The organism is Oscillibacter sp. 1-3, from assembly GCF_000403435.2.
Taxonomy (GTDB): Bacteria; Bacillota; Clostridia; order Oscillospirales; family Oscillospiraceae; genus Oscillibacter.
In genome coordinates this window covers 84032-110416 of sequence record NZ_KE159708.1, presented here as the reverse complement: position 1 = coordinate 110416, position 26385 = coordinate 84032, and the positions used below count along the sequence as shown (strand labels likewise).

Annotated in this window: 25 protein-coding genes; 13 read left to right on the top strand and 12 right to left on the bottom strand. The window is 62.7% G+C overall.

Going from position 1 to position 26385, the window contains the following annotated elements; genetic code table 11:
* Positions 1–249 (top strand): helix-turn-helix domain-containing protein, encoded by a 249-nt coding sequence (locus C816_RS10900; protein WP_016322443.1) that lies wholly within the window; start codon positions 1–3, stop codon positions 247–249.
* 90 nt (positions 250–339) lie between these two features.
* Here the strand turns inward: C816_RS10900 and C816_RS10895 are convergent, their stop codons facing one another.
* The 5 genes from C816_RS10895 to rpsT form a co-directional block, all read right to left on the bottom strand.
* A complete protein-coding gene (locus C816_RS10895; RefSeq protein ID WP_016322442.1) occupies positions 340–579 on the bottom strand; it encodes a GlsB/YeaQ/YmgE family stress response membrane protein in 240 nt (79 codons plus the stop codon).
* A 53-nt stretch (positions 580–632) separates the two neighbouring features.
* Positions 633–1256, bottom strand: coding sequence for a TatD family nuclease-associated radical SAM protein (locus C816_RS10890; protein WP_016322441.1), 624 nt, complete (start codon positions 1254–1256; stop codon positions 633–635).
* A gap of 13 nt (positions 1257–1269) precedes the next feature.
* Positions 1270–2142 carry a hypothetical protein gene (locus tag C816_RS10885; RefSeq protein ID WP_016322440.1) on the bottom strand — a complete coding sequence of 291 codons (873 nt, stop codon included), beginning with the start codon at positions 2140–2142 and terminating at the stop codon, positions 1270–1272.
* A gap of 11 nt (positions 2143–2153) precedes the next feature.
* Positions 2154–2930 (bottom strand): TatD family hydrolase, encoded by a 777-nt coding sequence (locus C816_RS10880; RefSeq protein ID WP_016322439.1) that lies wholly within the window; start codon positions 2928–2930, stop codon positions 2154–2156.
* A gap of 139 nt (positions 2931–3069) precedes the next feature.
* Entirely contained in the window at positions 3070–3333 is a 264-nt protein-coding gene (rpsT, locus tag C816_RS10875) for a 30S ribosomal protein S20 (RefSeq protein WP_016322438.1), read from the bottom strand.
* 194 nt (positions 3334–3527) lie between these two features.
* Between rpsT and gpr the strand changes: the two genes are divergently transcribed.
* Entirely contained in the window at positions 3528–4424 is an 897-nt protein-coding gene (gene gpr / locus C816_RS10870; protein WP_016322437.1) for a GPR endopeptidase, read from the top strand.
* Positions 4425–4648: 224 nt separating this feature from the next.
* On the opposite strand, the gene C816_RS10865 is transcribed toward gpr, so the two are convergent.
* Positions 4649–5404: an exodeoxyribonuclease III gene (locus C816_RS10865; protein WP_016322436.1), complete on the bottom strand. Its 756-nt coding sequence runs from the start codon at positions 5402–5404 to the stop codon at positions 4649–4651.
* 199 nt (positions 5405–5603) lie between these two features.
* Here C816_RS10865 and C816_RS10860 point away from each other — a divergent pair, with 199 nt between their 5' ends.
* The 5 genes from C816_RS10860 to C816_RS10845 all read left to right on the top strand — a co-directional run bounded on the left by C816_RS10860 (position 5604) and on the right by C816_RS10845 (position 11342).
* Positions 5604–6224 carry a hypothetical protein gene (locus C816_RS10860; protein ID WP_016322435.1) on the top strand — a complete coding sequence of 207 codons (621 nt, stop codon included), beginning with the start codon at positions 5604–5606 and terminating at the stop codon, positions 6222–6224.
* A 320-nt stretch (positions 6225–6544) separates the two neighbouring features.
* Entirely contained in the window at positions 6545–8665 is a 2121-nt protein-coding gene (locus C816_RS10855; RefSeq protein ID WP_016322434.1) for a sodium-translocating pyrophosphatase, read from the top strand.
* A gap of 80 nt (positions 8666–8745) precedes the next feature.
* Entirely contained in the window at positions 8746–8877 is a 132-nt protein-coding gene (locus C816_RS25335) for a hypothetical protein (RefSeq protein ID WP_256378405.1), read from the top strand.
* Positions 8878–9630: 753 nt separating this feature from the next.
* Positions 9631–10323: an iron-sulfur cluster assembly scaffold protein gene (locus tag C816_RS10850; RefSeq protein WP_016322433.1), complete on the top strand. Its 693-nt coding sequence runs from the start codon at positions 9631–9633 to the stop codon at positions 10321–10323.
* Between the two features lie 20 nt (positions 10324–10343).
* Positions 10344–11342, top strand: a complete 999-nt coding sequence (locus C816_RS10845) for a GGGtGRT protein (RefSeq protein WP_016322432.1) — start codon at positions 10344–10346, stop codon at positions 11340–11342.
* A 60-nt stretch (positions 11343–11402) separates the two neighbouring features.
* Here C816_RS10845 and C816_RS10840 read toward each other — a convergent pair whose 3' ends face one another.
* A complete protein-coding gene (locus tag C816_RS10840; protein ID WP_016322431.1) occupies positions 11403–11633 on the bottom strand; it encodes a hypothetical protein in 231 nt (76 codons plus the stop codon).
* A gap of 112 nt (positions 11634–11745) precedes the next feature.
* Complete coding sequence (locus tag C816_RS24280; protein WP_016322430.1) at positions 11746–11907, bottom strand: hypothetical protein; 162 nt, start codon at positions 11905–11907, stop codon at positions 11746–11748.
* Positions 11908–12015: 108 nt separating this feature from the next.
* On the opposite strand from C816_RS24280, the gene C816_RS10830 reads away from it, so the two are divergent.
* The gene (locus tag C816_RS10830) at positions 12016–12231 is read left to right on the top strand and encodes a hypothetical protein (protein ID WP_016322429.1); all 216 of its coding nucleotides are present in this window, start codon (positions 12016–12018) and stop codon (positions 12229–12231) included.
* 200 nt (positions 12232–12431) lie between these two features.
* Here the strand turns inward: C816_RS10830 and C816_RS10825 are convergent, their stop codons facing one another.
* Entirely contained in the window at positions 12432–13685 is a 1254-nt protein-coding gene (locus C816_RS10825) for a competence/damage-inducible protein A (RefSeq protein ID WP_016322428.1), read from the bottom strand.
* Between the two features lie 93 nt (positions 13686–13778).
* Positions 13779–14957 carry a tRNA uracil 4-sulfurtransferase ThiI gene (gene thiI / locus C816_RS10820; RefSeq protein ID WP_016322427.1) on the bottom strand — a complete coding sequence of 393 codons (1179 nt, stop codon included), beginning with the start codon at positions 14955–14957 and terminating at the stop codon, positions 13779–13781.
* Positions 14958–15328: 371 nt separating this feature from the next.
* Here thiI and C816_RS10815 point away from each other — a divergent pair, with 371 nt between their 5' ends.
* Positions 15329–15955, top strand: a complete 627-nt coding sequence (locus tag C816_RS10815; RefSeq protein ID WP_016322426.1) for a flavodoxin family protein — start codon at positions 15329–15331, stop codon at positions 15953–15955.
* Between the two features lie 292 nt (positions 15956–16247).
* Here C816_RS10815 and C816_RS10810 read toward each other — a convergent pair whose 3' ends face one another.
* A complete protein-coding gene (locus C816_RS10810; protein WP_016322425.1) occupies positions 16248–17765 on the bottom strand; it encodes a YifB family Mg chelatase-like AAA ATPase in 1518 nt (505 codons plus the stop codon).
* Between the two features lie 275 nt (positions 17766–18040).
* Between C816_RS10810 and nifJ the strand changes: the two genes are divergently transcribed.
* Positions 18041–21703 carry a pyruvate:ferredoxin (flavodoxin) oxidoreductase gene (gene nifJ, locus C816_RS10805; RefSeq protein WP_016322424.1) on the top strand — a complete coding sequence of 1221 codons (3663 nt, stop codon included), beginning with the start codon at positions 18041–18043 and terminating at the stop codon, positions 21701–21703.
* A 266-nt stretch (positions 21704–21969) separates the two neighbouring features.
* Here nifJ and C816_RS10800 read toward each other — a convergent pair whose 3' ends face one another.
* Complete coding sequence (locus C816_RS10800) at positions 21970–22503, bottom strand: nitroreductase family protein (RefSeq protein WP_371254370.1); 534 nt, start codon at positions 22501–22503, stop codon at positions 21970–21972.
* 303 nt (positions 22504–22806) lie between these two features.
* Between C816_RS10800 and C816_RS10795 the strand changes: the two genes are divergently transcribed.
* The 3 genes from C816_RS10795 to C816_RS10785 all read left to right on the top strand — a co-directional run bounded on the left by C816_RS10795 (position 22807) and on the right by C816_RS10785 (position 26381).
* Entirely contained in the window at positions 22807–23316 is a 510-nt protein-coding gene (locus C816_RS10795; RefSeq protein WP_016322422.1) for a hypothetical protein, read from the top strand.
* A 208-nt stretch (positions 23317–23524) separates the two neighbouring features.
* Positions 23525–24574, top strand: a complete 1050-nt coding sequence (locus tag C816_RS10790) for a galactose ABC transporter substrate-binding protein (protein ID WP_016322421.1) — start codon at positions 23525–23527, stop codon at positions 24572–24574.
* 298 nt (positions 24575–24872) lie between these two features.
* Positions 24873–26381 carry a sugar ABC transporter ATP-binding protein gene (locus C816_RS10785; protein WP_016322420.1) on the top strand — a complete coding sequence of 503 codons (1509 nt, stop codon included), beginning with the start codon at positions 24873–24875 and terminating at the stop codon, positions 26379–26381.
* Positions 26382–26385: the final 4 nt, after the last annotated feature.

Sequence of the window (26385 nt, the reverse complement as noted above, 5' to 3'; positions counted from 1 at the left end):
ATGAATCGCAGTACGCCAAAAAAACGGAATATCGGTCAAAAGGTCAAATACTACCGCATGGAGAGCGGATTATCTCAAAAAGATTTGGCCGCCCGTTTGCAGACGATCAACTGCGACATGACCTCTGAAATGATCTGGAAGGTGGAAAACGGGCGGCGAAGCCTCTCGGTTTTTGAGATTGACAAACTGGTGGAAGTCCTGAAAGTGGACTACAACGCCCTCTTTGCCCAGGACAAGGAAGATCAATAGAACCGGGACGGAAATGCTCCGCCCCGGCTCTTTTTTCGTCTCCCGATTTGCGTTTGCTCCTTCGGAACCCTGCAGGGACCGCCGCCCGGCTCAGTGAAACAACTTCCGCCCGATCCAGATGAACAGGCAGGCCCCCACCACGGAAACAATCAGGTTGGCAATCGTGCCGTAGGCCCGGAAGCCGATCAGCCCAAAGACAAAGCTGCCCACCATGGAGCCCACCACGCCTACCACGATATTCCGCAGCAGCCCGTCCTCCATGTCCATCAGCTTCCCGGCGATCCAGCCCACCAGCGCGCCCATAATCAGCGTACCCAGTAAATGAAACATCTCTCTTCTCCTTCTCCGCCCGGAGAGCGGTTTTTCTATTGTATGGGAGCGGTTTAGTCCTTGATATACTCCCGCACCCGGTAGACCGCGCCGATCTCCTCCTCGCAGATCCTCCGGCAGTTCTCGATCTCCTCCGCCGGGATGGTGTCCACCACGGTCATCATCACCGTGGGCACGTACTGCCTGAGCTCCTTGGCAAAGCTCTTCATGGCCTCGTAGGCCCCGGGGTACCGGGGGCGGCACAGCGCCTCGTACTTCTCCGCCGTGTCGGTGTTCAGGGAGATGGACACCATGTCAAACCGCCCCGCAAAGTCCGGGCAGGTGTCCCGGCCGTGGATGAGGTTGGCGGTGCCGTTGGTATTCATGCGGGTGGGGATCTTCGTGCCGTGCTCCTTCATCCGGTCGATGACCCAGCAGATGTCCTCCAGCCGGTAGGCGGGCTCGCCGAAGCCGCAGAACACCAGCTGCTTGAATCGGGAGAGATCCCAGCCCTCAATGGAGGCCAGAATCTCCTCCCTTGTGGGCTCCCGCTCCAGCCACAGGTTGTCGTTGTAGATGCTGCCGCCGCTGGACTCGTTGTGCCGCAGGCAGAAGGTGCAGGCGTAGTCGCAGCGGTTGGTGGTGTTGACGTAGAGGCTGCCCTCGTACTCGTAGGTGATAGTAAAGCCCTTTTTCATGGTTGTCGCTCCTCTAAAAATTTCCGTATAAGTGAAAACCCGACAGGGTGAATATGCCGTCCTGATACGTCACATCGGCGGAGAGGTCCGCGATATACCAGGTGGGCACCACATCCACCCCTCCCCAAAACCGGATGCGGCACTCCTCCGGAAAGACCTCAAACTGAATGGTGTCGCCGACGGACGGCGCCCGGTCCTCCTCCGGAAGCGCGGCGGAATCCACCTCCGCCAGCTCCCGGCCCAGGATCAGAAAGGCCCGGTCTCCCGCCCGCTCCAGCCGCAGCAGAGAGGAAACGCCCTTCCACAGCGGATTCCCGCCCTCCGCATAGTAGAACGTGGAGTAGTCCGTCAGCGTCCCGTCCTCATTATTCTCCACCACGTGGAGGTCCCAGACAGAGACACCGGTGCCGCTGCCGGAGTAGCAGAGGACGACCAGCTCGTCCTCCCCGTCGCCGTCCAAGTCAAAGCAGTACATCTCCGGTAGGAACTGGCGGGGCGTGGAAAAGCACCAGTTGAACTCCGCCGCGCTCTCCCCCCAGCGAATCAGGGCGGTCTCCGGATGCTCCTCCGTCCGGGGCAGGGCGTAAAAGTACGCCTCCGGCGCCTCCGCCAGCAAAGCGGCCTCGCCCTCATAGACCCAGCGCATCATGTTCCTGTGATAATCCCGGTCTCCCACGGGGATGACCGGTTCCCGGCCCTCCTCCGGCTCCCGTCCTTCCGTCACAATGCCCGGGGCGGAGAGGGGCTCCAGCCGCCATGTCTCCGGAAGGGAGAGCGCCTCTTCCGCCGGAGGTTCTTCCGGCGGTGGTTCCGGCACTTCCGGTACGGGCGTTCCGCACCCGCCCAAGACCAGCAGGGCCAGCGTCAAAAACAGCAATTTCCGCATCCCGCGCTTCCTCAAATCCGGACCTTCGGAAACAGCCGCAGTCCGTTCTCAAAGGTGATCTTCGCCATCTCCTCCGGCGTCACACCCTTCCACTCCGCCAGTTTTTCCACGATATACGGCAGGTTCCGGCTGTCGTTCCGCCTGCCCCGGTTGGGCACCGGAGAGAGGTACGGCGCGTCCGTCTCGATGACAATCCGGTCCAACGGCGTGATGGCCGCCACCTCCGGCGCCCGCCTGGCGTTTTTGTAGGTGATGGGCCCGTCAAAGCCCAGATACCAGCCCCGCCTGAGGAGCTCCTCCGCCATCTCGGGACTGCCGGAAAAACAGTGAAACACCCCTGTGACCTCCGGGTACTCCTTCACAATGGCCAGGGAGTCCCCGTGGGCCTCCCGGTCGTGGACGATGACGGGGAGCCCCACCTCCCGGGCCAGAGCCAGCTGGCGGCGGAAAATCTCCTGCTGGAATTCCTTAGGCGGGTTCTCCGCCCAGTAGTAGTCCAGCCCGATCTCCCCCAGGGCCGCGGTCTTGGGGCGCCGGCACAGGACCCGAATCTCCTCCAGCTCCCGCTCTCCGGCCCCGGCGCAGTCCTCCGGGTGGATGCCCGCGGCGGCGTAAATATAATCATACGCCTCCGCCAGGGCGACGGAGGCCCGGGAGCTCTCCACGTCCACCCCGGCGGTCACCGCAGCGGCCACACCCGCCGCCGGGAGCAGCTGCCCCAGCAGCTCGGTCCGGTCCCTGTTAAAGGCGTTGTCCGTATAGTGGGCGTGGGTGTCAAACAGCGTCATGGCGCGCCTCCTGTGTCAGCATTTGCTCCATTGTAGCACGATTTCCTGTGAAAGAAAAGGACCAAATCCCTTCCGGGAAATCAGCCCAGAGCATGAAAAAAGGACATCCGACGGATGTCCTTTCCATTCACTCGCACAATCAGCCGATCTTGTTGAGCTTCAGGGTCATGGCGCTCTTTCTGTGAGCGGCCGTGTTCTTGTGCAGAACGCCCTTGGCAACCGCCTGATCGACCTTCTTCACCGCAACCTTGTACGCGCCATCGGCCTCGGTGCGATTGCCTTCTGCGGCAGCAGCCTCGAACTTCTTGATGGCGGTCTTCAGCGCGGACTTCGTGGCCTTGTTGCGCGCGTTTCTGGCGGCTCCGATGAGCACACGCTTCTTGGCAGACTTGATATTCGGCAAACCAAACACCTCCTCCTTAGGCAGATTTATTCGGGGAGAATCAAAATTCCCACCGTGCAGAATGATATTTTAGCAGGGAAGTCAAAAAAAAGCAAGAGTTTTTTTACAATTTCCGGTGATTTTTTGAATATTGTATCCCCAGCCGCAAAACCTAGTGCGAAGACCCCCAGATTTTGTGCAGGAGGCAGAGCGGTATGTTGGTAAAGCGCACAGACCTGGCCCTGGAGGCCCGGGAGTTATGGCAGGAGTCCGCCGAGCGGACCACCCGCCTCTCGGGCGTCAAGGCCACCAAGACCAAGCGGGAGGGATACCCGGTGACCCGGGTGGACATTTTGGACCAGCGGGGGGAGAAGGCCCTGGGAAAGCCCCAGGGAAGCTATCTGACCATTGATCTGACCACCTTCTGGCAGCGGAAGGCGGACTTTTTCGAGCGGGCCGTCCGGGCGGTGGGGTCCCAGCTCAAGGAGCTGCTGCCGGAGGAGGGGCCGGTCCTTGTCATCGGCCTGGGGAACGAGGCCATGACGCCGGACGCCGTGGGGCCCCTGGCGGCGGACAATATCCTGATTACCCGGCACCTGATCGCCGCCATGCCCAAGCACTTCGCGGGCTTCCGGCCCGTGGCGGTGTTCCGCACCGGTGTGCTGGGCACCACCGGCGTGGAGTCCGCCGAGGCGGTGCGGGGGCTTGTGGCGGAGGTGCAGCCGGCCCTGGTCATCGCCGTGGACGCCCTGGCCTCCCGCCGGGTAGGCCGGGTGTGCGCCACGGTGCAGCTCTCGGACACCGGAATTATCCCCGGCTCCGGCGTGGGAAACCACCGGGCGGCCCTGAACCGGGAGACCCTGGGCGTGCCGGTGCTGGCCGTCGGCATTCCCACGGTGGTGGACGCTGCCACGCTGGCGGCGGACCTTCTGGAGGAGTCCGGGGTGGAGAATATCGACCCCGAGTCCCTGCGGGGCGGCGGACAGAGCCTGATGGTGACGACCCAGGATATTGACCGGCAGGTCCGAGACCTGAGCAAGGTGGTCGGGTACGGCATCAACTGGGCGCTCCAGGACCTGGAGATTGAGGAGATGAACGCCCTTTTGAGCTGACTCTGCGGGGAGCGGGAGAAGCGGAGCCCGCGCCAACCGCCTCGGCACGCAGCCGTACGGCCGAGACCGCCGCTGGCCGCGCTGAAAAATCCCGAAATGCCGCATAGCCCGAAGCGGGAAAGCCGCTTCGGGCTATGCGGTTTTCTCTGCGGGGAGACTGGGCCTTGTTTGACAAATGGCAAGATGCGCGGCGGCGGGATTTTTTCGCCGGGCAGGGCCCGCGGTCAAATATCGATTTCCAAAACCACCGGGCAGTGGTCGCTCCCCGTCACCTCGCTCCAGATGTCCGCTCCCCGGATTCGCTCCCGCAGCCTCTGGGAGACGATGAAGTAGTCGATCCGCCATCCGGCGTTATTCTTCCTGGCGTTGAAGCGGTAGCTCCACCAGGAGTACGCCCCCGTCTTGTCCGGGTACAGCGCCCGGAAGGTGTCCACAAATCCGCTCTCCAGCAGGCAGGTCATCTTCTCCCGCTCCTCGTCGGAAAAGCCGGGGTTCCGCCGGTTGCTCTGGGGATTTTTCAGGTCGATCTCCCGGTGGGCCACGTTCAAATCCCCGCAGTAGATCACAGGCTTTTTCCCGTCCAGCTCCAGCAGGTACTCCCGGATGTCGTCCTCCCAGGCCATGCGGTAATCCAGCCGGGCCAGCTGGTCCTTGGAGTTGGGCGTATAGCAGCACACCAGATAGAACGCCGGGTACTCCGCCGTGATGACCCGTCCCTCGTGGCGGTGCTCGTCAATGCCGAAGTCGTTCGTCACCGCCAGGGGCTGCCGCCGGGTAAAGACCGCCGTGCCGGAATAGCCCGCCTTGTCGGCGCAGTTCCAGAAGCGGACGTAGCCCGGCAGGTCGAACTCCGCCTGCTCCGGACGCATCTTCGTCTCCTGCAGGCAGATCACGTCCGCATTGGCAAAGGCGCAGAAATCCAAAAAGCCCTTTCCCAGACAGGAGCGCAGGCCGTTGACGTTCCAGGATACCAATCTCATCGCCGTCTTCCTCCTCACAAAATCCATAATGTTTTATTTTACCTGATCCGCCGGAAAAACACAACGCCGCCCGCCGCAAAAAAAGCGAAAAAAAGGGAAAATTTCCGTAGCATTTTGGAGCGAAATGTGATACGCTGAAACAGAGAGAAAAAGCCCCGGCCGGCGGAGCCGTCCGGGGGAAGAGAGAGGAGAGAGCGGGATGAAAAAATGGATCTGTCAGTGGCTTTTGCTGCTGTTTCTGCTGCCTGGCTGCGGGAACGTCTCCTTGCCCGCTCCGGCGGCGGGAGAGGACGCCGCTTCCGTCCAGACTCCGGAGAGCGGCGGCCTGTCTGCCACCCGGCTGGAGGCGGAGCCCCGCCCGCTGATGGAGGAGGAGATTCTGGCCGCCTACTACCGGGCGGAGGAGGCCTACGCCTGGTTTGACCTGGCCCCTCTGCCGAGCAGCGGCGGGACGGTCCGCCTGGACGGCACGGCCTACCATAAGGTGGACTACCCCGGCATGGAGACCATGGACGATCTTCGCGCCTACCTGCGGAACCTGTTTTCCGCCGAGCTGACGGACCGGCTTTTGTCCCTGGCCTACTACCGGGACGTGGACGGGGCGCTGCACGTCTCCTTCTCCGGCAGGGACCGGGACGGCGGCAAGGGTGCATCCCAGGTGGAGGCGGTGCAGCTGGACGGCCAGACCTATTCTCTGGAGGTGTCCGTGGAGCTGCTGGACAGCACCGGAACCGATGTCACCGGGCTGGAGTGCTGGTCCTTTCCCTACGCCTACGTGGACGGCCGGTGGGTCTTCACGGACTTCCAGCTGGTCGTCTGAGAGAGGACGTGTCGCGCAAATTTCTGCGAAAACTTTTGAATTTTTTACGCAAAATATTGCATTTCCCCAGGGAGCTCAAAGGGCTCCCTGGATTTTTGTCAGCTAATTAACGGAATTTGCGCTATAAAACCTCAAAATTTGCGCAAAAATTTACGGAAATTGGGTCAATCTGCACGAACTGTTCATTTGAAATTATGCAAAAGGTAAAAGTTACAACGTTTGCGTAAAATGTAGCGTAAGATTTACTTGAAAAAACGTTCACGTATGCTACAATAATACTATCAGTCAAAACCTAGTAACAACGCAAAAGGAGTGGAAGTATGGAAAATTTGTTTTGGATCGGATTCATCGGCGCTGTCGTGGCCGGGCTTTTCGCGGTTGTGCAGGCCAAGAAGGTCATGTCCTACTCCGAGGGTACCGAGCGGATGCAGAAAATCGCGGCCAATATCCGCGCCGGCGCAAACGCTTACCTGAAACAGCAGTACACAACGGTATTCAAGGTCTTTGTGGTGGTGTTCGTCATTCTGCTGATCCTGGCCTTCGCCACCGGCGGGCAGATGCTCTCCAAGTACACCCCCTTCGCCTTTGTCACCGGCGGCATTTTCTCCATGCTGGCCGGCTTCATCGGCATGAAGATCGCCACCAACTCCAACGCCCGCACCGCCCAGGCCGCCTCTGAGAGCTTGAACAAGGGACTGCGGGTGGCCTTCTCCTCCGGCTCCGTCATGGGCTTCACCGTGGTGGGCCTGGGGATGCTGGACATCACCATGTGGTTCTTCCTCCTGCGCTGCGCCTTCGGCGTCAACGACCCCGCCGCTTTGGGCAACATCATGGTCATGAACGGCATGGGCGCCTCCTTCATGGCGCTGTTCGCCCGTGTGGGCGGCGGCATCTACACCAAGGCCGCCGACGTGGGCGCGGACCTGGTGGGCAAGGTGGAGGCCGGCATCCCCGAGGACGACCCCCGGAATCCCGCAACCATCGCCGACAACGTGGGCGACAACGTGGGTGACGTGGCCGGCATGGGCGCGGACCTGTACGAGTCCTATGTGGGCTCCATTCTGGCCACCTTCGCCCTGGGCGCCGTGGGCGGCTACGGCTGGAACGGCATGCTGCTGCCGGTGGCTCTGGCGGTGTGCGGCATCATCTGCTCCATCTTCGGCTCCTTCCTGGTGAAGACCAAGGAGGACGCCACCCAGGAGTCCCTGCTGAAGAGCCTGCGCACCGGCACCTATACCGCCGCCGTGCTGGCTGCCGTGCTGGCGGCCCCTCTGACCTACTGGATTCTGGGCAGCTGGGGCGTGTATGTGGCCATCCTCTGCGGCCTGCTGGGCGGCTGCGCCATCGGCTATTTCACCGAGTACTACACCTCCGACACCTACAAGCCCACCCAGGAGCTGGCGGCGGCCTCTGAAACCGGCTCCGCCACCATCATCATCGGCGGCATCTCCCTGGGCCTCAAATCCACCATGACCTCCATCCTCATCGTGGCCGCGGCGGTGCTGGTGAGCTACTTCGCCGCCGGCGGCACCGTCCAGATTGTGGACGGCGCGGGCCACTTCACAAGCGCCTTCAACCAGGGCCTCTACGGCATCGGCATTGCCGGCGTGGGCATGCTCTCCACCCTAGGCATCACACTGGCGACGGACGCCTACGGCCCCGTGGCCGACAACGCCGGCGGCATCGCCGAGATGAGCGGCCTGCCCGAGACCGTCCGGCAGCGGACCGACGCCCTGGACTCCCTGGGCAACACCACCGCCGCCACCGGCAAGGGCTTTGCCATCGGCTCCGCCTCCCTGACCGCCCTGGCCCTGCTGGTCAGCTACGTCAACATCGTTCAGGAGAATACCGACGAGATTTTGAACTTCACCCTTACCAGCCCCACCGTTCTGGTCGGCCTGTTCACCGGCGCGATGCTGACCTTTGTCTTTACCGCTGAGACCATGAACGCCGTGCAGAAGGCGGCCCAGTCCATCGTAGTGGAGGTCCGCCGCCAGTTTAAGGAGATCCCCGGCATCATGGAGTACAAGGCCGAGCCGGACTACGCCTCCTGCGTGGGTCTTTGCACCAAGGGTGCGCTGCGCGAGATGGTCTCTCCCGCGGTGCTGGCCATTGTGGTGCCCATCGTCACCGGGCTGATTCTGGGGCCCACCGGCGTGGTGGGACTGCTGGGCGGCGTGTCCGTCACGGGCTTTGCCATGGCGGTGTTCATGTCCAACGCCGGCGGCGCCTGGGACAACGCCAAGAAGTACATTGAGACCGGCCACCACGGCGGCAAGGGCTCCGAGCAGCACAAGGCGGCTGTGGTGGGCGATACCGTGGGCGATCCGTTTAAGGATACCTCCGGTCCGTCTCTGAACATTCTGATTAAGCTGTGCTCCACGGTGTCCATCGTGTTTTCCGGGTTGATTCTGGCGTTCAATGTGATGAATATGCTGTAAATTCCGATTGCACCGCTCCCCTCGCCTGCGGGCGGGGGGAGCTTTTTCTCGCCCTGATGAGCGGAGGGGGGATTTCAGCCATGATGATGGCTGGGCAGATGCACCCCCCATTTTCTCTTTTTCTGCGCGCAGAAAAAGAGAAAACGGGCCGTGCACGGTCTAAAAGAGAAAAAGACTTTTTGGAGCTCGCGGAAGCTTTTACCTTCGATTGATGGGTACTCTGCAAATTTGCTGCGTGGACGCAAGGACTTTCTTCTCTTCCCGCGCTTCGCGCCTGGCTGGGTCCATGTGAGATGGTGCCCTATTCTACCGGCCTTCTTTCGGCAGAACTGTGGGGCCAGCAGCCCTCTGCCGGCCATTCTCCCGCCGCTTCCAGCACTTCCAGCAGAAGATTTATGGGGTTTGGCCCTCTGACCGGGCCATTTCCTTCCAAGAGAACTGTGGGGCCTGCACCCTGTGCAGGCCATCCCCCCCAATACCCCCTGCACTTCCTGCGGAACACCCTGTAGGGGCCGGGCTCTGACCCGGCCCGCCTTCCGATCCCCTGGCGCTTCCGGCAGAAGATTTGTGGGGCCCGGTCCCCTGACCAGGCCATTCCTCTCCCCCAGCACCCTGGCACTTCCGCTGGAACACCGGTGGGTCCTGCAGCCCTCTGCCGGCCAGTGACGGTGAATGGGCGGAAATGTAAAAATGGGGAAGCCGCCGCCTTAGAATGGAGCTCATGACCCTGCGGAATACTGTCTGCGTCATGCAGGGGCATACCTCTTGGCTCGCCGCATCTCCGTTTTTGTCATTTTCCACAGGAAACCGCCCCAAAATTTAAGAGGGTAAAAACCCTCCGGAATCAGCCAGTCCGCCTTGACAAGGTAATCGTTTACCGATATAATACTTTCGGAAATTTCCCCGGAGCCCTCCGGCGAAAGCCGGATCTTCGCAAAAACATATCAAGGAAAGGATGCGCGAACATGATCTACTCTACCGAAGTGCAAAACATGTGCCCTGTCGCCAAGGGCGCGTACCACGGTCCCGCTCCCATCCCCGAAGAGGGCAAGTGGGTCCAGGCCAAGGAGATCAAGGACATCTCCGGCCTCACCCACGGCGTGGGCTGGTGCGCCCCCCAGCAGGGCGCCTGCAAGCTCACCCTCAACGTCAAGGACGGCATCATCGAGGAGGCGTTGGTTGAGACCCTGGGCTGCTCCGGCATGACCCACTCCGCCGCCATGGCCAGCGAGATCCTCATCGGCAAGACCCTGCTGGAGGCCCTGAACACCGACCTGGTGTGCGACGCCATCAACACCGCCATGCGGGAGCTGTTCCTCCAGATCGTCTACGGCCGCACCCAGACCGCCTTCTCCGAGGGCGGACTGCCCGTCGGCGCCTCTCTGGAGGACCTGGGCAAGGGCCTGCGCAGCCAGGTTGGCACCATGTTCGGCACCAAGGCCAAGGGCCCCCGCTACCTGGAGATGGCCGAGGGCTACGTCACCCGCATTGCCCTGAACAAGGATGATGAGATCATCGGCTATGAGTTCGTGAACCTGGGCAAGATGATGGACGCCATCAAGAAGGGCACCGACGCCAACGAGGCGTTGGAGAAGGCCAAGGGCCACTACGGCCAGTTCGACGGGGCCGCCAAGTATATCGACCCCCGTCACGAGTAAGGAAAAGGAGGAATTGAGAAATGGCTCTGTTTGAAAGCTACGAGAGAAGAATCGACAAGATCAATTCCGTCCTGTCTCAGTACGGAATCAAGAGCGTGGAGGAGTGCCGGGAGATCTGCCAGGCCGCCGGCTTCGACCCCTACGAGATCGTCAAGGGCATCCAGCCCATCTGCTTTGAGAACGCCTGCTGGGCCTACTGCGCAGGCGCCGCCATCGCGCTGAAGAAGAACGTGGCCACCGCCGCCGAGGCCGCCGAGGCCATCGGCGAGGGCCTCCAGGCCTTCTGCATCTCCGGCTCTGTGGCCGAGGACCGCAAGGTGGGCCTGGGTCACGGCAACCTCGGCGCCATGCTGCTGCGGGATGAGACCAAGTGCTTCGCCTTCCTGGCGGGCCACGAGTCCTTCGCCGCCGCCGAGGGCGCCATCGGCATCGTCCGCAACGCCAACAAGGCCCGCAAGGAGCCCCTGCGGGTCATCCTCAACGGCCTGGGTAAGGACGCCGCCCAGATCATCAGCCGCATCAACGGCTTCACCTATGTCCAGACCCAGTTTGACTACGGCACCGGCGAGGTGAAGGTGGTCAAGGAGACCCGGTACAGCGAGGGCGAGCGGGCCAATGTCCGCTGCTACGGCGCCGACGACGTGCGCGAGGGCGTGGCCATCATGCACCTGGAGGGCGTGGATGTGTCCATCACCGGCAACTCCACCAACCCCACCCGCTTCCAGCACCCCGTGGCCGGCACCTATAAGAAGGAGTGCTACGAGCAGGGGAAGAAGTACTTCTCCGTGGCCTCCGGCGGCGGCACGGGCCGTACCCTGCACCCGGACAACATGGCCGCCGGCCCCGCCAGCTACGGCATGACCGACACCATGGGCCGGATGCACTCCGACGCCCAGTTCGCCGGCTCCAGCTCCGTCCCCGCCCACGTGGAGATGATGGGCTTTTTGGGCATGGGCAACAACCCCATGGTCGGCGCTACCGTGGCCGTGGCTGTCGCTGTGGCCGAGAGCAAGAAGTAAGCCATAAAGACGCCAAAGCTCCCCGGAGGATTCCTCCGGGGAGCTTTTTGCCGTTTCCGGTCAAAAGAGTTTTTTCAGGCCCTCCAGCTTATCGCCGATGTCCGCGGCGGCTAATTTAGCCTTGACGCCGGAGACCAGGGGCTGGAGCTTGTCGTCCGGCAGGTCCACACCCAGCAGGCCCTCCACGGTCTTGATGGGGTCGGCCTGGAAGCGCTTGAGCAGGGCGGGGTCCTTCTGGAGCTTTTCCGCCAGCTCCCCGATCTTGGCTTTTACATCAAAATTCATGTCCATGGTTACGGTTCCCTTTCTCTCTCGTTTTGCGGAGCTCAAGGGCTCCGCGGCCCTCTCATCATAGAGGATTCCGGGGCGGTTGTCAAGGCGGGCACAAGGCGGGCGCGGCCCCTTACAGCTCAATTTTTCCGTGCTTTTCCTCGTACTGCTCTATGGCATCCCGGATGAGAATCAAAATCTGGCTGTTGGCGGAACGTCCCTCATAGTCGGCAAGAATGTGGAGTTTGTGCAGCATCGCTTCATCAATGCGGATGGACAGCCCTTTAATCGCCATGTCAAGACCTCAGATTCATTATAGATTGGTTTCATTTTATATCCATTTTTACCATTTTTGTCGAAAGTGGATATAAAATGAAACTAAAATATAATCAGGGGGAAGCGTATGGCAAAATACAAGGTGAACCCAAAGGATATTCTGGAGAAAAAACTCAGCAGGGAGAACCCGCGGCTCAATTACAACCGCCTGTACGCCGCGGCGGTCCTGGCCGCTTTCGACGCGCAGGAATCCCTGGAGGAGCTGAACATCGGGGAGGCGCGGAGAATCCTGAGAGCAGTCTGCCAAACGGCGGAACAGCTCCACCTCCTCCCGCCGGAATGACCCAAAGGCGAGGCCGGAGTCTGTTTGATACGTGGCAAAATGACCGGCGGCGAGAGATTTTCCCTGGGCAGGGCGGAAATTCGCGGGAACACTTTGTGTGTTTCAAGAATTTTTAACCCGGCACAGCGGAAAAAACCGCCGCTTGGACATTTTGCCATTTTTCAAACAGGACTCAGCCTCGCTTTTTGTACCCTGCGGCATCAGACCGGAAGCCCCGTCAGATACCGCCGGACCACGTCGAAGGCATGGTTTGCCGCAAGGCCCTGGATGCGGTCCCGCCGCCGCCGGCCCAGGTCCAGGGAACGGCAGAAGGTTCCCTCCGGCGCCGCCAGCCCGACATAGACGATGCCCACGGGGACGCCCCGTTCGTCCGGGTCCGGCCCCGCCGCTCCGGTGACGGACACGGCGATGTCCGCCCCGGTGATCTTCCGGGCGCCCTCCGCCATGGCCCGGGCGCACTCCGCGGACACGGGGCCGTATGTATCCAGAATCTCTTGGGGAACCTGGAGCACATCCCCCTTGACGCTGGTCCAGTAGCTCACCACGCCGCCGCGGTACACTGCGGAGGCCCCGGGAATGGCGGTGAGCCTCTCAGCCGCCATGCCGCCGGTACAGCTCTCGGCAGTGGCCAGAGTCAGCCCCTTGTCCTTCAGCAGCCCCAGACAGGCCTCCGCGAGGCCGGACACGTCCACGCCGTAGACGATGTCTCCCAGGGTGCTCCGGACCATCTTCTCCACAGGGGCCAGCATGGCCAAGGCCTCCTCCTCCGAGGCGGCCTTGGCGGTGGCCCGGAGGCGCACCTCGAAGGGTTTGGCGTAGGTGGCGAGGGTGGGGTTGGTCATGTGGGTCATTCTGCTGCGCAGAAGCTCCTCCACGGAGCTCTCCCCCATGCCGAAGGTCATGATGTCCCGGGAGACGATGACCTCGTGGGACAGCCTGCGCAGGTAGGGCTCCGCGCAGCGGCGGAGCATGGTGGACATCTCATGAGGCGGACCGGGAAGCATGAGAACATGGACGCCGCCGCTCTCAAAGGCGCAGCCGGGGGCGGTGCCCACGGGGTTATCGAAGATGACGCCGTTTTCCGGCAGCTCCGCCTGCTGGGTGTTGTTCTCCGGCATGGGGACGTGGAGAGAGGTCTCGTAAAAGCTCCGGATGTCCTCCAAAATCTCCGGGTGGAGCACCAATCTTTGACCGAAGGCCTCGCAGATGGTCTGCTTGGTCAGATCGTCGTAGGTGGGCCCCAGGCCGCCGGTGGTGATGATGATGTCCGCCCGGCGGCGGGCAATGTCCAGGGCCTCTTTCAGGCGCTCCGGGTTGTCGCCTACAACGGTGTGCCAGAAGACGTTGATTCCCAGGGCGGAGAGACTCTGGGAGATGGCCTGGGCGTTGGTATTTACGATGTTGCCGAGGAGAAGCTCTGTGCCGACGGCGAGGATTTCAGCTGTATGGGACATAGTGTTGACCTTCCTTTTCAAGGGAGTGGGGGTGTCCGCCTGCGGGCGGGACGGGGGGTGTGCCGCCCTTCGGGCGGAGGGCGAGCAAAGCGCTCAGGGTTTCACCCTGATCCAGCTCTCCCCCTCCAGGGCCTTGGCCGCCAACCCCTCCACATCCAGGGCGGCCTCCGCCTTTCGAACGTCCTCCAGGCTGGGCCGCGTGGCGGGATGCCTGGGCGTGAACACCGTGCAGCAGTCCTCGTAGGGCAGAATGGAGGTCTCATAGGTTCCGATCTCCCGGGACATCCGGATGATCTCCACCTTGTCCATGCCGATCAGGGGCCGCAGGACGGGCATGCCGGCCACGTCGTCCGTCACGGCCAGGGCCATCATCGTCTGACTGGCCACCTGGCCCAGCGACTCGCCGGTAATCAGGGCCTTGGCCCCCGCCCGCCTCGCCACGGCCTCCGCCAGGCGCATCATGAAGCGGCGCATAATCAACGTGAAATATTCCTCCGGGCACTTGCGGCGGATCTCCTCCTGGATCTCCGTGAAGGGCACGATGTGAACCAGCATCCGGCCGCACCAGGCCGTCAGCTGCTGGGCCAGCTCCAGCACCTTGTCCTGGGCCTGCTGGGAGGTGTAGGGCGGGGAGACAAAGTGGACCATCTCCAGTTCCACGCCCCGGCGGGCCATCATCCAGGAGGATACGGGGCTGTCCAGCCCGCCGGAGAGCAGAGAGACGGCGTGGCCCCCCATGCCCACCGGCAGACCCCCGGCCCCGGGGACGGCGGGGGCGTGGACGTAGGCGTACTTCTCCCGGATCTCCACGTAGACCGTCAGGTCCGGGTTGTGCACGTCCACCGCCACGTGGGGGAACAGCTCCGCCAGATCTCCGCCCACGGCCTGGGAGACCTGGATGGAGTTCATGGGGTAGTTCTTATCCGCCCGCTTGCTCTCCACCTTGAAGCTCTTCGCCTGGGCAAAGGCCTCCGCAAGATAGGTCCTGGCGGTCTCCACAATGGCGGGGACGGTCTTCTCGCAGGGCACCGCCCGGGCCACGCTCACCACGCCGAACACCTGCCGGGCCGCCTGCCAGGCCGCCTCCATGTCGCAGCTCTCATTCACCGGCTCGGCGTAGATGGTGCTCTGGCGGACATAGACCTGAAAGCTGCCGCATTTTTTCAGCCGCCGCCGGACGTTGGTGACAAGCCGGTCCTCAAAGGAGCGGCGGTTCTGGCCCTTCAGGACCACCTCGCCCAGCTTCAGCAGAAACATCTCATTTTGCCGCATGGGGATCATCCTCCATAGATCTTAAAATTTACGGACTCTATTATAGCGCGTTTTTTCCGGAAGAGAAAGCCCTATTTTCAAGATCCGATCTCCCCGCCGCAATCCCTGCCTGCTGTAATATAGACTGAAGCAGGCGCTGTCCGCCGGACGCAGGAGCGTGCGTTCCAGAGGCTTTTCGGGAGCCGATTCTGCCCTGGCGGGAGTCCGGCGTCACGGGCCGCATGGTGGACGGAGCGCCGGGGACCTCTCCGGTGTTTCTGGCGGACGGTTTTGGAGCAGCGCCTCCTGCGGCGGCGGACCAGGCGTCCGGCGCTTGCAATCCCGGCGGGGACCGGATATAATCGTTTTATCAACTTCAAAGGAGGCCCCTTATGAAAATTGTCGCCATCAACGGAAGTCCCCGCAAAAACGGCAACACCGCCCGGTGCCTGGAGGCCGTGGGCCGGGAGGTAACGGCCGCGGGCGTGGAGTTCCAGGTCTTTCAGCCCGGTCCAGATGTCCGCCCCTGCATGGCCTGCTATCACTGTCTGAACACCGGCAGTCTCCGCTGCGTCCGGGATGACGACGGCGTCAACGAGATCATCGCCGCCTGCATTGAGGCCGACGGCATCCTGCTGGCCTCCCCGGTGTACCACGGCGGCATCGCCGGAGGGATGAAGTGCGTGCTGGACCGCCTTATGCTGGCGGCGGGCTGCGGGGACAACCAGCTGCGCCGCAAGGCGGGCGGCGCGCTGTGCACCCTGCGCCGCAGCGGCGGCATGGAGACCTACCAGCAGCTGCTGGGCACCATGGACGCCATGGAGATGGTCATCGTCACCTCCGACTACTGGGGCGCCGTCCACGGCGCGGACCCCGGCGAGGTCCTGGAGGATCAGGAGGGCATGGCGGTGGCCCGGAAGCTGGGGAGGAACATGGCCTGGATGGTAAAGGTTCTGCACGACACGGCGGTGCCGGCTCCGGCGGGCGATCCCCGGCCGATGATGAATTTCATCCGGTGACACCGGCGGAGAACCAGGGGCGGTCTAAAGACCGCCCCTGGCAGACTGTCGAAAACTACCAGCCAGAATAAAAAGGCTTCCGATAATGCGGGGGAGCGCGAGGGGGCAGCGCCCGCCTCGTATTGGATCAAATGTCTGTAAACGTCTGCACCGCAGACGTTTATGGAGCGAAGCGACAGATTTTCCAATCGTCAAACGATTGGAAAATCGAGACATTGACAGGTTGTCGAAAAAGTCCAACGGGACTTTTTCGACAACCTGTCAGGGGCGGTCTGAAAGACCGCCCCTGGTTCTATCCTTTTAATATGTCCGTATTTCGGTACTGGACCGCCTCCGCCAAATGGGCGGCCCCGATGTCCGCCTCCCCCTCCAGGTCCGCGATGGTGCGGGCCACCCGCAGAATACGGTCATGGGACCGGGCCGTAAGGCCCATGCGCTCAAAGGCGGCCTTCAAAATCCGCTCCCCCGCCGCATCCAGGCGGCAGAAGGACCCCACCATGGCCGGGGGCATCTGGGCGTTGCAGGTCACGTCCGTTCCGGCAAACCGGCGGGATTGGAGGGCGCGGGCGGCGTCCGCCCGGGCCTTCACCGCGGCGGAGGACTCCGGCGTCTCCCGGCGGCGCATGGCCTCGTACTCCACCGAGGGGACGGTGACGTGGAGGTCGATGCGGTCCAGCAGGGGACCGGAGATCTTCTCTACGTATTTGGCCGCCTCCCGGTCCGAGCAGGTGCACCGCCGGTCGGGATGGCCCCGCCAGCCGCAGCGGCAGGGGTTCATGGCGCACACCAGCTGGAACCGGGCGGGGAGGCGCAGGGTGCCTCCGGCCCGGGAGATGGTGACCTCTCCGTCCTCCAGGGGCTGGCGCAGGACCTCCAGCGCGTCCCGGCGGAACTCCGGCAGCTCATCCAAAAACAGCACGCCGTTGTGGGCCAGGGAGATCTCACCCGGCCGCATGGCGGGCCCGCCGCCGGAGAGGGCGGCGGCGGAGACCGTGTGATGGGGACTGCGGAAAGGGCGGCGGGTCAGCAGAGGGTTCCTGGGGTCCGCCAGTCCCGCCGCAGACCAGACCCCGGAGGCCGCCAGGGCCTCCTCCCGTCCCATGTCCGGCAGGATGGAGGGCAGGCGCCTGGCCAGCATGGACTTGCCCGCGCCGGGAGAGCCGATCAGCAAAATATTATGCCCGCCCGCGGCGGCAATCTCCAGGGCCCGCTTGACATTCTCCTGCCCCATCACGTCCCGGAAATCCGGGAGCTCCGCCCCGGTGTCCGAGGGGACCCAGGCCGGGGCGGGAGCCAAGGGCTTTGCTCCGCGGAGATGGTCCGCCAGGGCCGTCACATCCGGCACGCCGTAGACCGTCAGCCCGCCGGCCAGGGTGGCCTCGGCGGCATTGTCCGCCGGGACGAAGAGCCGGCGGACCCCCGCCCTCTCCGCCGCCAGGGCCATGGGGAGAACGCCCGCCACGCCGCGCAAAGCGCCCGTGAGGGACAGCTCCCCCAGAAAGGCGGCGTCCTGCGGCGGGGGCGGCAGCTCCCCGGCGGCGGCCAGCAGCCCCACAAAAATGGGCAGGTCGTAGAGAGTCCCCGCCTTCTTCCGGTCCGCCGGAGCCAGATTCACCGTGATGCGGCTGACGGGGAACTTGGCCCCGCAGTTCTTCACCGCCGCCCGGACCCGCTCCCGGGCCTCCCGCACGGCGGCGTCGGGCAGACCCACTATATCAAATGCCGGCAGGCCCCCGGAGAGAAAGCACTCCGCGCTGACCTCGTACCCGGATATTCCGCTCAGTCCCAAAGACCGCACGCTCACCACCATGGAAGCGGCACCTCCCGATCTGTTTTCCACCACTATATCATAAACCTGTTTCCATGGGAAACACTTTTTGGAAAAGTGCCGAAAAAAACGGGGTGGTTTTGTCCTATCCGCAGAAAAGGAAAATTCTTGTGCAAAAAATAACAAAGTGCCGGTTTACAGCTAAAACAACCTGTGATATAATGGCGGCGCATGAGATTTCGGAGGAGAGCACCCCGGAGTCCGTGTGTCTGGCAAGATGCTGCCGCAGGGCAGCGATTTATAGGAGGTAAGTGTTTATGGCAAGAAAGTTCAAGTCCATGGACGGCAACAACGCGGCTGCATATGTCAGCTACGCGTTTACCGAGGTCGCGGGGATCTATCCCATCACCCCGTCCTCTCCCATGGCGGACCTGGTGGACCAGTGGGCTGCCGCTGGTCAGAAAAACATCTTCGGCACCACCGTGAAGGTGTGCGAGATGCAGTCCGAGGCCGGCGCTTCCGGCACGGTCCACGGCTCTCTGGCCGCCGGCGCGATGACCACCACCTACACCGCGTCCCAGGGCCTGCTGCTGATGATCCCCAATATGTACAAGATCGCCGGCGAGCTGCTGCCCTGCGTGTTCCACGTGTCCGCCCGTACGGTTTCCAGCCACGCGCTGAACATCTTCGGCGACCACTCCGACGTCATGGCCTGCCGTCAGACCGGCTTCGCCATGCTGGCCGAGGGCAACGTGCAGGAGGTCATGGATCTGGCCCCTGTGGCCCACCTGGCCGCCATTGAGGGCCGCGTTCCCTTCCTGAACTTCTTCGACGGCTTCCGGACCTCCCACGAGATCCAGAAGGTGGCCGTGTGGGACTACGAGGACCTGAAGGAGATGTGCGACATGGAGGCCGTGGACGCCTTCCGCAAGCACGCCCTGAACCCCGAGCGTCCCAACATGCGGGGCTCCCACGAAAACGGCGACATCTTCTTCCAGCACCGCGAGGCCTGCAACCCCTACTACGACGCTCTGCCCGACGTGGTGGAGAAGTATATGGGCAAGATCAACGAGAAACTTGGCACCGACTATCAGCTGTTCAACTACTACGGCGCCGCTGACGCTGACCGCGTCATCATCGCCATGGGCTCCATCTGCGACGTGGCCGAGGAGGTCATCGACTACATGAACGCTCACGGCGAGAAGGTGGGCCTCATCAAGGTCCGCCTGTACCGCCCCTGGCGCGCAGACAAGCTGATCGCCGCCATCCCTGCAAGCTGCAAGAAGATCGCCGTTCTGGACCGCACCAAGGAGCCCGGCTCCCAGGGCGAGCCCCTGTATATGGACGTGGTCACCGCCCTGGCCAACGCCGGGAAGAACGACATCACCGTCATCGGCGGCCGCTACGGTCTGGGCAGCAAGGACACCCCGCCCCGCAGCGTCTTCGCCGTGTATGAGGAGCTGAGCAAGGCCGCTCCCAAGCGCCAGTTCACCATCGGCATCGTGGACGATGTGACCCACCTGAGCCTGGAGGAGCACAAGGCCCCCAACACCGCGGCGGCCGGCACCATCGAGTGCAAGTTCTGGGGCCTGGGCGGCGACGGCACCGTGGGCGCCAACAAGAACTCCATCAAGATCATCGGCGACCACACCGACAAGTACGTTCAGGCGTACTTCCAGTACGATTCCAAGAAGACCGGCGGCGTCACCGTCAGCCACCTGCGCTTCGGCGACCAGCCCATCCGCGCCCCCTACTATATCAACAAGGCCGACTTTGTGGCCTGCCACGTGCCCGCCTATATCATCAAGGCCTTCCCCATGGTCCGCGATGTGAAGCCCGGCGGCACCTTCCTCATCAACTGCCAGTGGTCTGACGAGGAGATCAACAAGCACATGCCTGCCGTGGCCAAGCGCTATATCGCCGAGAACAACATCCAGGTCTACACCATCAACGCCATCGACCTGGCCAAGGAGATCGGCATGGGCAAGCGCACCAACACCATTCTCCAGTCCGCATTCTTCTCCCTGGCCAAGGTTATGCCCGAGGCCGAGGCCATCGGCTATATGAAGGACGCCGCCACTCACTCCTACCTGAAGAAGGGCCAGGACGTGGTGGATATGAACCACAAGGCCATTGACGCCGGCGCCACCGCCTACAAGAAGTTCGAGGTTCCCGCCGACTGGGCCACCGCTCAGGACGCCCCCGACACCACCGTTCTGGAGGGCCGCCCGGAGCTTGTGGAGCAGGTCAAGACCATCCTCAACCCCGTCGGCAAGATGGACGGCGACAGCCTGCCCGTCTCCGCCTTTGTCAAGCACGTGGACGGCCAGTTCGAGCTGGGCGCCGCCGCCTATGAAAAGCGCGGCGTAGCCGTCACCGTCCCCAACTGGGACTCCACCAAGTGCATCCAGTGCAACAACTGCGCCTATGTCTGCCCCCACGCCACCATCCGTCCCTTCGCTCTCAGCGAGGAGGAGGCCAAGAACGCCCCCGACGCCGCCAAGATCGTGGACGTCAAGGCCGGTAAGGGCAAGGGCGTGTACAAGTACACCATGGCCGTGTCTCCTCTGGACTGCATGGGCTGCGGCGTCTGCGTGGGCGTGTGCCCGGTGAGCGCCCTGGCCATGGTTCCCCAGGAGCAGGAGGCGGCCCAGCAGGACGTCTTCAACTACTGCGTATCCAAGGTCGAAGAAAAGGCGGACATGCAGGACGCCACCGTCAAGGGCAGCCAGTTCCGCAAGCCTCTGCTTGAGTTCTCCGGCTCCTGCGCCGGCTGCGCCGAGACCAGCTATGCCCGCCTGATTACCCAGCTCTTCGGCGACCGGATGTATATCTCCAACGCCACCGGCTGCTCCTCCATCTGGGGCGGTCCTGCGGCCACCTCTCCCTACTGCACCAACAAGGACGGCCACGGCCCCGCCTGGTCCAACTCCCTGTTCGAGGACAACGCCGAGCACGGCTTGGGCATGTATCTGGGTCAGAAGGCCATCCGCGACCGGCTGGCGGACCGGACCCGCGCCCTGATCGCGGTGCCCCACACCTATCAGCCCTTGAAGGATGCCGCTCAGAAGTGGCTGGACACCATGGAGGACAGCGCCGCCAACGGCGAGGCCGCCAAGGAGTACGTCAAGCTGCTGGAAGAGAGCATCATGCCCGTTGACGCCATCGTCGCCTTCACCTCCAGCCCCGACGCCGCCAAGGTCTTCGGCGATCAGCTGCCCAAGTTCCAGGCCCACGCCAAGGAGCTCAAGGCCAGCGGCGCCCAGTTCTGCGACTGCGACGCCTGTAAGCTGGTTGCCGAGATTTTGAAGGACAAGGAGTACCTGGCCAAGAAGTCCGTGTGGATCTTCGGCGGCGACGGCTGGGCCTATGACATCGGCTTCGGCGGCGTGGACCACGTCCTGGCCTCCGGCAACGACGTCAACATCTTCGTCTTCGACACCGAGGTCTACTCCAACACCGGCGGTCAGGCCTCCAAGGCCTCCAACATCGGCCAGGTGGCGCAGTTCGCCGCGGCCGGCAAGGAGATCAAGAAGAAGTCCCTGGCGGAGATCGCCATGAGCTACGGCTATATCTACGTGGCCCAGGTGGCCATGGGCGCCAACCCCGCCCAGACCCTCAAGGCCATTCAGGAGGCCGAGGCCTATCCCGGCCCGTCTCTGATCATCGGCTACTCTCCCTGCGAGATGCACAGCATCAAGGGCGGCATGATGAACTGCCAGGCCGAGATGAAGAAGGCCGTGGAGTGCGGCTACTGGAATCTGTTCCGGTTTAACCCGGCTGCGGAGGGCGCCAAGTTCACCCTGGACTCCAAGGAGCCCAAGGGCGGCTATCAGGAGTTCTTGATGAACGAGGCCCGTTACAGCCGTCTGACCCGCGAGTTCCCCGACCGGGCCAGCGAGCTGTTCCAGCGCAACGAGAAGGCCGCGATGGATCGCTACGAGCACCTGCTGAAGCTCAAGGCCATGTACGAGGGCTGAGGCACAGTCCCAATGTAAAAAAGGTCCCGGAGCAATGCTCCGGGACCTTTTCACTGTCTAAGGAAGCTGCAATAAAACCCTTGCTAAAGTTCTTTTTGGCTGCTTTTTCTTTCAAGAAAAAGTGCCAGAACTCCCATAATAAAACTTTTACACTGCAACCCGCCGCTCCATGGAGAGCACACGGGGCTTTGCCCCGCACCCCAGCAGGGACCCTGCCCCTGCACCCCGCCAGGGGCGGAACCGCCCCTGGACCCGGCAAGCTGGGCTCACAGGTACTTTATCAGCTCCTCCAGGGGCTTCCGGTCCCCGTGCAGACGTGCCGGATGGGCCCCCTCCGCCGGATATCCCAGCGGCAGCAGCGCGATGGGCGTCGTGCCCGCCATCTCCGGGAAGGCCGCCAGCAGCTTCTCCGGTTCAAACATCCCCACATAGGTGGTCCCAAGGCCCAGATCCGCCGCCTGGAGCATCATCTGCGCGGCGGCAATGGCGGCGTCAATCTCGCCGTGGTCCTTGCCGTCGGTCTCCCGCTTCCAGGAGACGGCGCCGTCATAGGCCACCGCCAGAATCACCGGCGGGTGGAAGTGGCTGCCCATGCAGCCGTCGGCCTTCTCCAGCGCCTCGGGGCTTTGGAGAACAAAAATCCGCTGGGGCTGGAAGTTGTGGGCGGTGGGGGCGTTCCGGCCAGCCTCCAGAACCAGCGCCAGCTTCTCCGGCTCCACCGGCTGGGGACTGAATTTCCGCAGGGAGTACCTGGCGGCGGACAGTGCGTTGAAATCCATGGTGATCTCCTCATTTCTCAATTAAGATGACTTGCATTTTACCACAGGTTTTCCGCCGCCGCAATCCCATGCTTGAAAGTTTGGCGCAGAATCTCCGGCACAGGTCTCCGCAGTTCCTCTTCGGCGCTTTTGAACCTGTATTTGCTTGAATGCCGCGGGCTTTACCATACGGGCCGCCGCTCTCGGCGGCCCGGCACCCGCAACTTTGAAAACTGCTATCGTTCTTCTGTCTGCTGTTCATAGCTTTTTATCTCTTGAAACGCGCAACCGTTTTCTGTAGAATTCCGACTATAAGGGTAACTCGATCAAAGGAGGAGATCCGAGATGAAATGGTACAAGAGAATCCGCCTGGCCTTGACGCTGGCTCTGCTGCCGGCCCTCGCCGCCTGCGGCGCGGGAGGCGGGGTCTCAGCGGAAGAGGAACCGGCCGGGACGCTGTCCGCCGTTCCGGCCCTGGAGGAGGCCGCGCCGGAGGAGGCCTGCGTCCACCAGTTCGCCCAGGGGGACAACACGGCGGAGCATGAGGCGGCGGGCTACTGCGGCAACACCGTCACCACCGTCTCCCGGGAGAGCCGGGTATGGGACGAGCCGTGGGAGGCGTCCTTCTGGGGGGACGACTCCGTGGCGCTGACGGATTTGCTGCTGTATCTGGATTACAGCGGGGACGTGTGCCGCTGCCTGCCGGAGTACAACGTGGACACGGAGTTCGGCACCGGCTACGGCGTCAACCTGACTGCGGGCTACGTCCGCCATGACGGCGGACAGACGGACCTGACGGAGGAGCAGACGGAGCTGATCCGGGAGATTCTGGAGCGGCAGGGCGAAACGCCCTGAGAGGAGGCCGCCGGCTTTGCCGGCGGCCTCCGTTCCCGTGTGGCCCCGCTTTTCGGAAAATTTGCGCACGCTGAAAAAGGAGCGAAGTTTTTTTATACAAGACCAAAGATTTTTCTATCGTTTTTTTGCGCCGCAGCCGATAAAATAGAAATCGCTTTCGGGAACATGCCCGAGGCATACGACCTAAAATTTACTAGGAGGAACAACGATGAAGAAGATTTTCGCTCTTGCCCTGTGCGCCGTCATGATGCTGTCCGTTCTGGCCGGCTGCGGCGGCAAATCCGACGCTCCCGCTGACAACACCCCCGCACAGAACGAGCCCGCCGCCACCCCTGACGCCGCTCCGGCTCCCGAGGCCGGCGGCACCATCGGCGTGTGCATCTACCAGTTCACCGACGCCTTCATGACCACCTACCGGAACGCCCTGCAGGAGATCCTGGAAGGCAAGGGCTACACCGTCACCGTGGTGGACGGCGCCAACGACCAGGCCAAGCAGAACGAGCAGATCAACACCTTCATCACCCAGGGTGTGGACGCTCTGATTATCAACCCCGTCATGACCTCCGCCGCCGACCAGATCATCTCCACCGTGCAGGCCGCCGGCATCCCCACCGTGCTCATCAACCGCGAGCCCTCCGCCGAGCAGATGGCCGTGTATGACAAGCTGGTCTACGTCGGCTGCGACGCCGCCCAGTCCGGCACCTTCCAGGGCGAGCTGATCCTGGAGACCCCCAACGGCGGCGACATCAACGGCGACGGCAAGGTCTCCTACATCATGGTCCAGGGCGACCCCGAGAACATTGACGCCCAGCTGCGCACCGAGTACTCCGTCAAGGCTCTGACCGACGCCGGCGTGGAAGTCGAGCAGCTGAACCTCACCCGCGGCGACTGGATGCGTGAGCGCGGCCAGGAGATCGTGGCCAACGACCTGGCCCAGTTCGGCGCCCAGGTGGAGGTCGTCTTCTGCAACAACGACGATATGGCCATCGGCGCCCTGCAGTCCATCCAGGCTGCCGGCCGCAAGGTCAACGAGGACATCTACCTGGTGGGCGTTGACGCTCTGGACGCCGCTCTGAACGAGGTCAGCAACGGCAACATGACCGGCACCGTGCTGAACGACGCCGTGGGCCAGGCCACCGCCGCTGTGGAGCAGATGGAGGCCCTGCTGGGCGGCAAGACCTTTGCCGCCGGCGAGCAGAGCGTGTACGTTGACTACGTGAAGGTCACTCCCGACAACGTGGCCGACTTCATGGGCTGATTCCGCTGTTAGAGAAAAAGCAAGACCGGCAAAGGGGTGCGTGCGCAGGTGCGCACGCACCCCTTTCCCAGGGTCTGCTCACAAAAAGCCCAAAGCAGGGCTTGCCGAAAAATTTCCCCGGAAATCCGCATGCTTGTCCTCTGTGAACAGACCCTGGCGCCGCGGCAGCCTGTGCCGGCCGCGGATGGGAAAGTGTGATCCACCATCGATTGACAAGAGGCAATACGGCCATGGAAACGGCAGCGGGCGTGCTGTCCCTTGTCAACCGATGGAAACAATCAAAGGGGGGGACCGAGAATTGTCAGAGTATCGTTTGGAAATGCGTGGTGTCGTTAAGACCTTCCCCGGCGTCAAGGCGCTGGACCACGCGCAGCTCAATCTCCGCCCCGGCACCGTCCACGCGTTGATGGGAGAGAACGGCGCCGGAAAGTCCACGCTGATGAAGTGCATGTTCGGCATCTATCACATGGACGAGGGCGAGGTGATCTACGAGGGCGAAAAGGTCCAGATCAAGGGCCCGCTGGACGCCCTGAACCGGGGCATCGCCATGGTGCACCAGGAGCTCCAGCCCATCCCGGAGCGGAGCATCGGCGAGAATATCTACGTGGGCCGCTATCCGACCAAAAAGTACGGCCCGGTGACGGTCATCGATCACGCGAAAATGTACGAGGACGCCGCGGCGGTGCTGAAAGAGGTTCACCTGAACTTCGACCCCAGGGCCAAGCTGGGCAGCCTCAGCGTGTCCCAGATGCAGCTGGTGGAGATCGCCAAGGCCGTCTCCGCAGACTGCAAGGTGCTCATTCTGGATGAGCCCACCTCCTCCCTGACCGCGGCGGAGGTGGAGGCCCTCTTCACCATCGTCAATGAGCTGAGGGCCAAAGGCGTGTCCATTGTCTACATCTCCCACAAGATGGACGAGATCCTCCGCATCAGCGACGAGGTCACCATCATGCGGGACGGCCAGTACATCGGCACCTGGGACGCCAAGGGCCTCACCACCGACTTCATCATCACCAAGATGGTGGGCCGGGAGCTCAGCAACCTCTACCCCAAGCGGGAGAACGTGCCCGGCGAGGTGGTCTTTGAGGTGGAGGACTTCACCTCCATCAACCCCAAGAGCTTCCGCCACGCCTCCTTCACCGTCCGCAAAGGCGAAATCCTGGGCGTCGCGGGCCTCGTGGGCGCCCAGCGGACTGAGCTCATGGAGGGTCTCTTCGGCCTTCGGAGCCACACGGCGGGCAAGATCACATACCAGGGCAAGGAGCTGAAAATCACCCAGCCAAGAGACGCCATCAACAGCGGCATTGCCATGCTGACGGAGGACCGCCGGGCCACCGGTATCCTGGGGGTGCTGTCCATCGCGGACAACGTGTCCATCGCCTCGCTGAACCAGTACCTGATCGGCGGCATCATGCTGGACGACGGGAAGATCGAGCAGCTGGTGCAGGACAACGTGGCCAAGCTCTCCATCAAGACGCCCTCCTCCAAGACCCAGATCCAGTCCCTCTCCGGCGGCAACCAGCAGAAGGTGCTCATCAGCCGCTGGCTTGCCAACGATCCGGATGTCTTCATCCTGGATGAGCCCACCCGCGGCATCGACGTGGGCGCCAAATACGAAATCTACTGCATCATCGCGGATCTTGCCAAGCAGGGCAAGAGCGTCATCATGATCTCCTCCGAGATGAGCGAGCTCATCGGCATGTCCGACCGGATCATGGTCATGTGCGACGGCCGGGTCACCGGCTTTATCGACGGACAGGAGGCCAATCAGGAGAACATCATGGCCCTGGCCACCCAGTTTGAATAAGGAG

What these genes read in the sequence shown, in the direction of transcription:
- C816_RS10900 (WP_016322443.1), top strand. Translation starts at nt 1, where the DNA reads ATGAATCGCAGTACGCCAAAAAAACGGAATATCGGTCAAAAGGTCAAA.
- C816_RS10895 (WP_016322442.1), bottom strand. Translation starts at nt 579, where the DNA reads ATGTTTCATTTACTGGGTACGCTGATTATGGGCGCGCTGGTGGGCTGG.
- C816_RS10890 (WP_016322441.1), bottom strand. Translation starts at nt 1,256, where the DNA reads ATGAAAAAGGGCTTTACTATCACCTACGAGTACGAGGGCAGCCTCTAC.
- C816_RS10885 (WP_016322440.1), bottom strand. Translation starts at nt 2,142, where the DNA reads ATGCGGAAATTGCTGTTTTTGACGCTGGCCCTGCTGGTCTTGGGCGGG.
- C816_RS10880 (WP_016322439.1), bottom strand. Translation starts at nt 2,930, where the DNA reads ATGACGCTGTTTGACACCCACGCCCACTATACGGACAACGCCTTTAAC.
- gpr (WP_016322437.1), top strand. Translation starts at nt 3,528, where the DNA reads ATGTTGGTAAAGCGCACAGACCTGGCCCTGGAGGCCCGGGAGTTATGG.
- C816_RS10865 (WP_016322436.1), bottom strand. Translation starts at nt 5,404, where the DNA reads ATGAGATTGGTATCCTGGAACGTCAACGGCCTGCGCTCCTGTCTGGGA.
- C816_RS10860 (WP_016322435.1), top strand. Translation starts at nt 5,604, where the DNA reads ATGAAAAAATGGATCTGTCAGTGGCTTTTGCTGCTGTTTCTGCTGCCT.
- C816_RS10855 (WP_016322434.1), top strand. Translation starts at nt 6,545, where the DNA reads ATGGAAAATTTGTTTTGGATCGGATTCATCGGCGCTGTCGTGGCCGGG.
- C816_RS25335 (WP_256378405.1), top strand. Translation starts at nt 8,746, where the DNA reads ATGATGATGGCTGGGCAGATGCACCCCCCATTTTCTCTTTTTCTGCGC.
- C816_RS10850 (WP_016322433.1), top strand. Translation starts at nt 9,631, where the DNA reads ATGATCTACTCTACCGAAGTGCAAAACATGTGCCCTGTCGCCAAGGGC.
- C816_RS10845 (WP_016322432.1), top strand. Translation starts at nt 10,344, where the DNA reads ATGGCTCTGTTTGAAAGCTACGAGAGAAGAATCGACAAGATCAATTCC.
- C816_RS10840 (WP_016322431.1), bottom strand. Translation starts at nt 11,633, where the DNA reads ATGGACATGAATTTTGATGTAAAAGCCAAGATCGGGGAGCTGGCGGAA.
- C816_RS24280 (WP_016322430.1), bottom strand. Translation starts at nt 11,907, where the DNA reads ATGGCGATTAAAGGGCTGTCCATCCGCATTGATGAAGCGATGCTGCAC.
- C816_RS10830 (WP_016322429.1), top strand. Translation starts at nt 12,016, where the DNA reads ATGGCAAAATACAAGGTGAACCCAAAGGATATTCTGGAGAAAAAACTC.
- C816_RS10825 (WP_016322428.1), bottom strand. Translation starts at nt 13,685, where the DNA reads ATGTCCCATACAGCTGAAATCCTCGCCGTCGGCACAGAGCTTCTCCTC.
- thiI (WP_016322427.1), bottom strand. Translation starts at nt 14,957, where the DNA reads ATGCGGCAAAATGAGATGTTTCTGCTGAAGCTGGGCGAGGTGGTCCTG.
- C816_RS10815 (WP_016322426.1), top strand. Translation starts at nt 15,329, where the DNA reads ATGAAAATTGTCGCCATCAACGGAAGTCCCCGCAAAAACGGCAACACC.
- C816_RS10810 (WP_016322425.1), bottom strand. Translation starts at nt 17,765, where the DNA reads ATGGTGGTGAGCGTGCGGTCTTTGGGACTGAGCGGAATATCCGGGTAC.
- nifJ (WP_016322424.1), top strand. Translation starts at nt 18,041, where the DNA reads ATGGCAAGAAAGTTCAAGTCCATGGACGGCAACAACGCGGCTGCATAT.
- C816_RS10795 (WP_016322422.1), top strand. Translation starts at nt 22,807, where the DNA reads ATGAAATGGTACAAGAGAATCCGCCTGGCCTTGACGCTGGCTCTGCTG.
- C816_RS10790 (WP_016322421.1), top strand. Translation starts at nt 23,525, where the DNA reads ATGAAGAAGATTTTCGCTCTTGCCCTGTGCGCCGTCATGATGCTGTCC.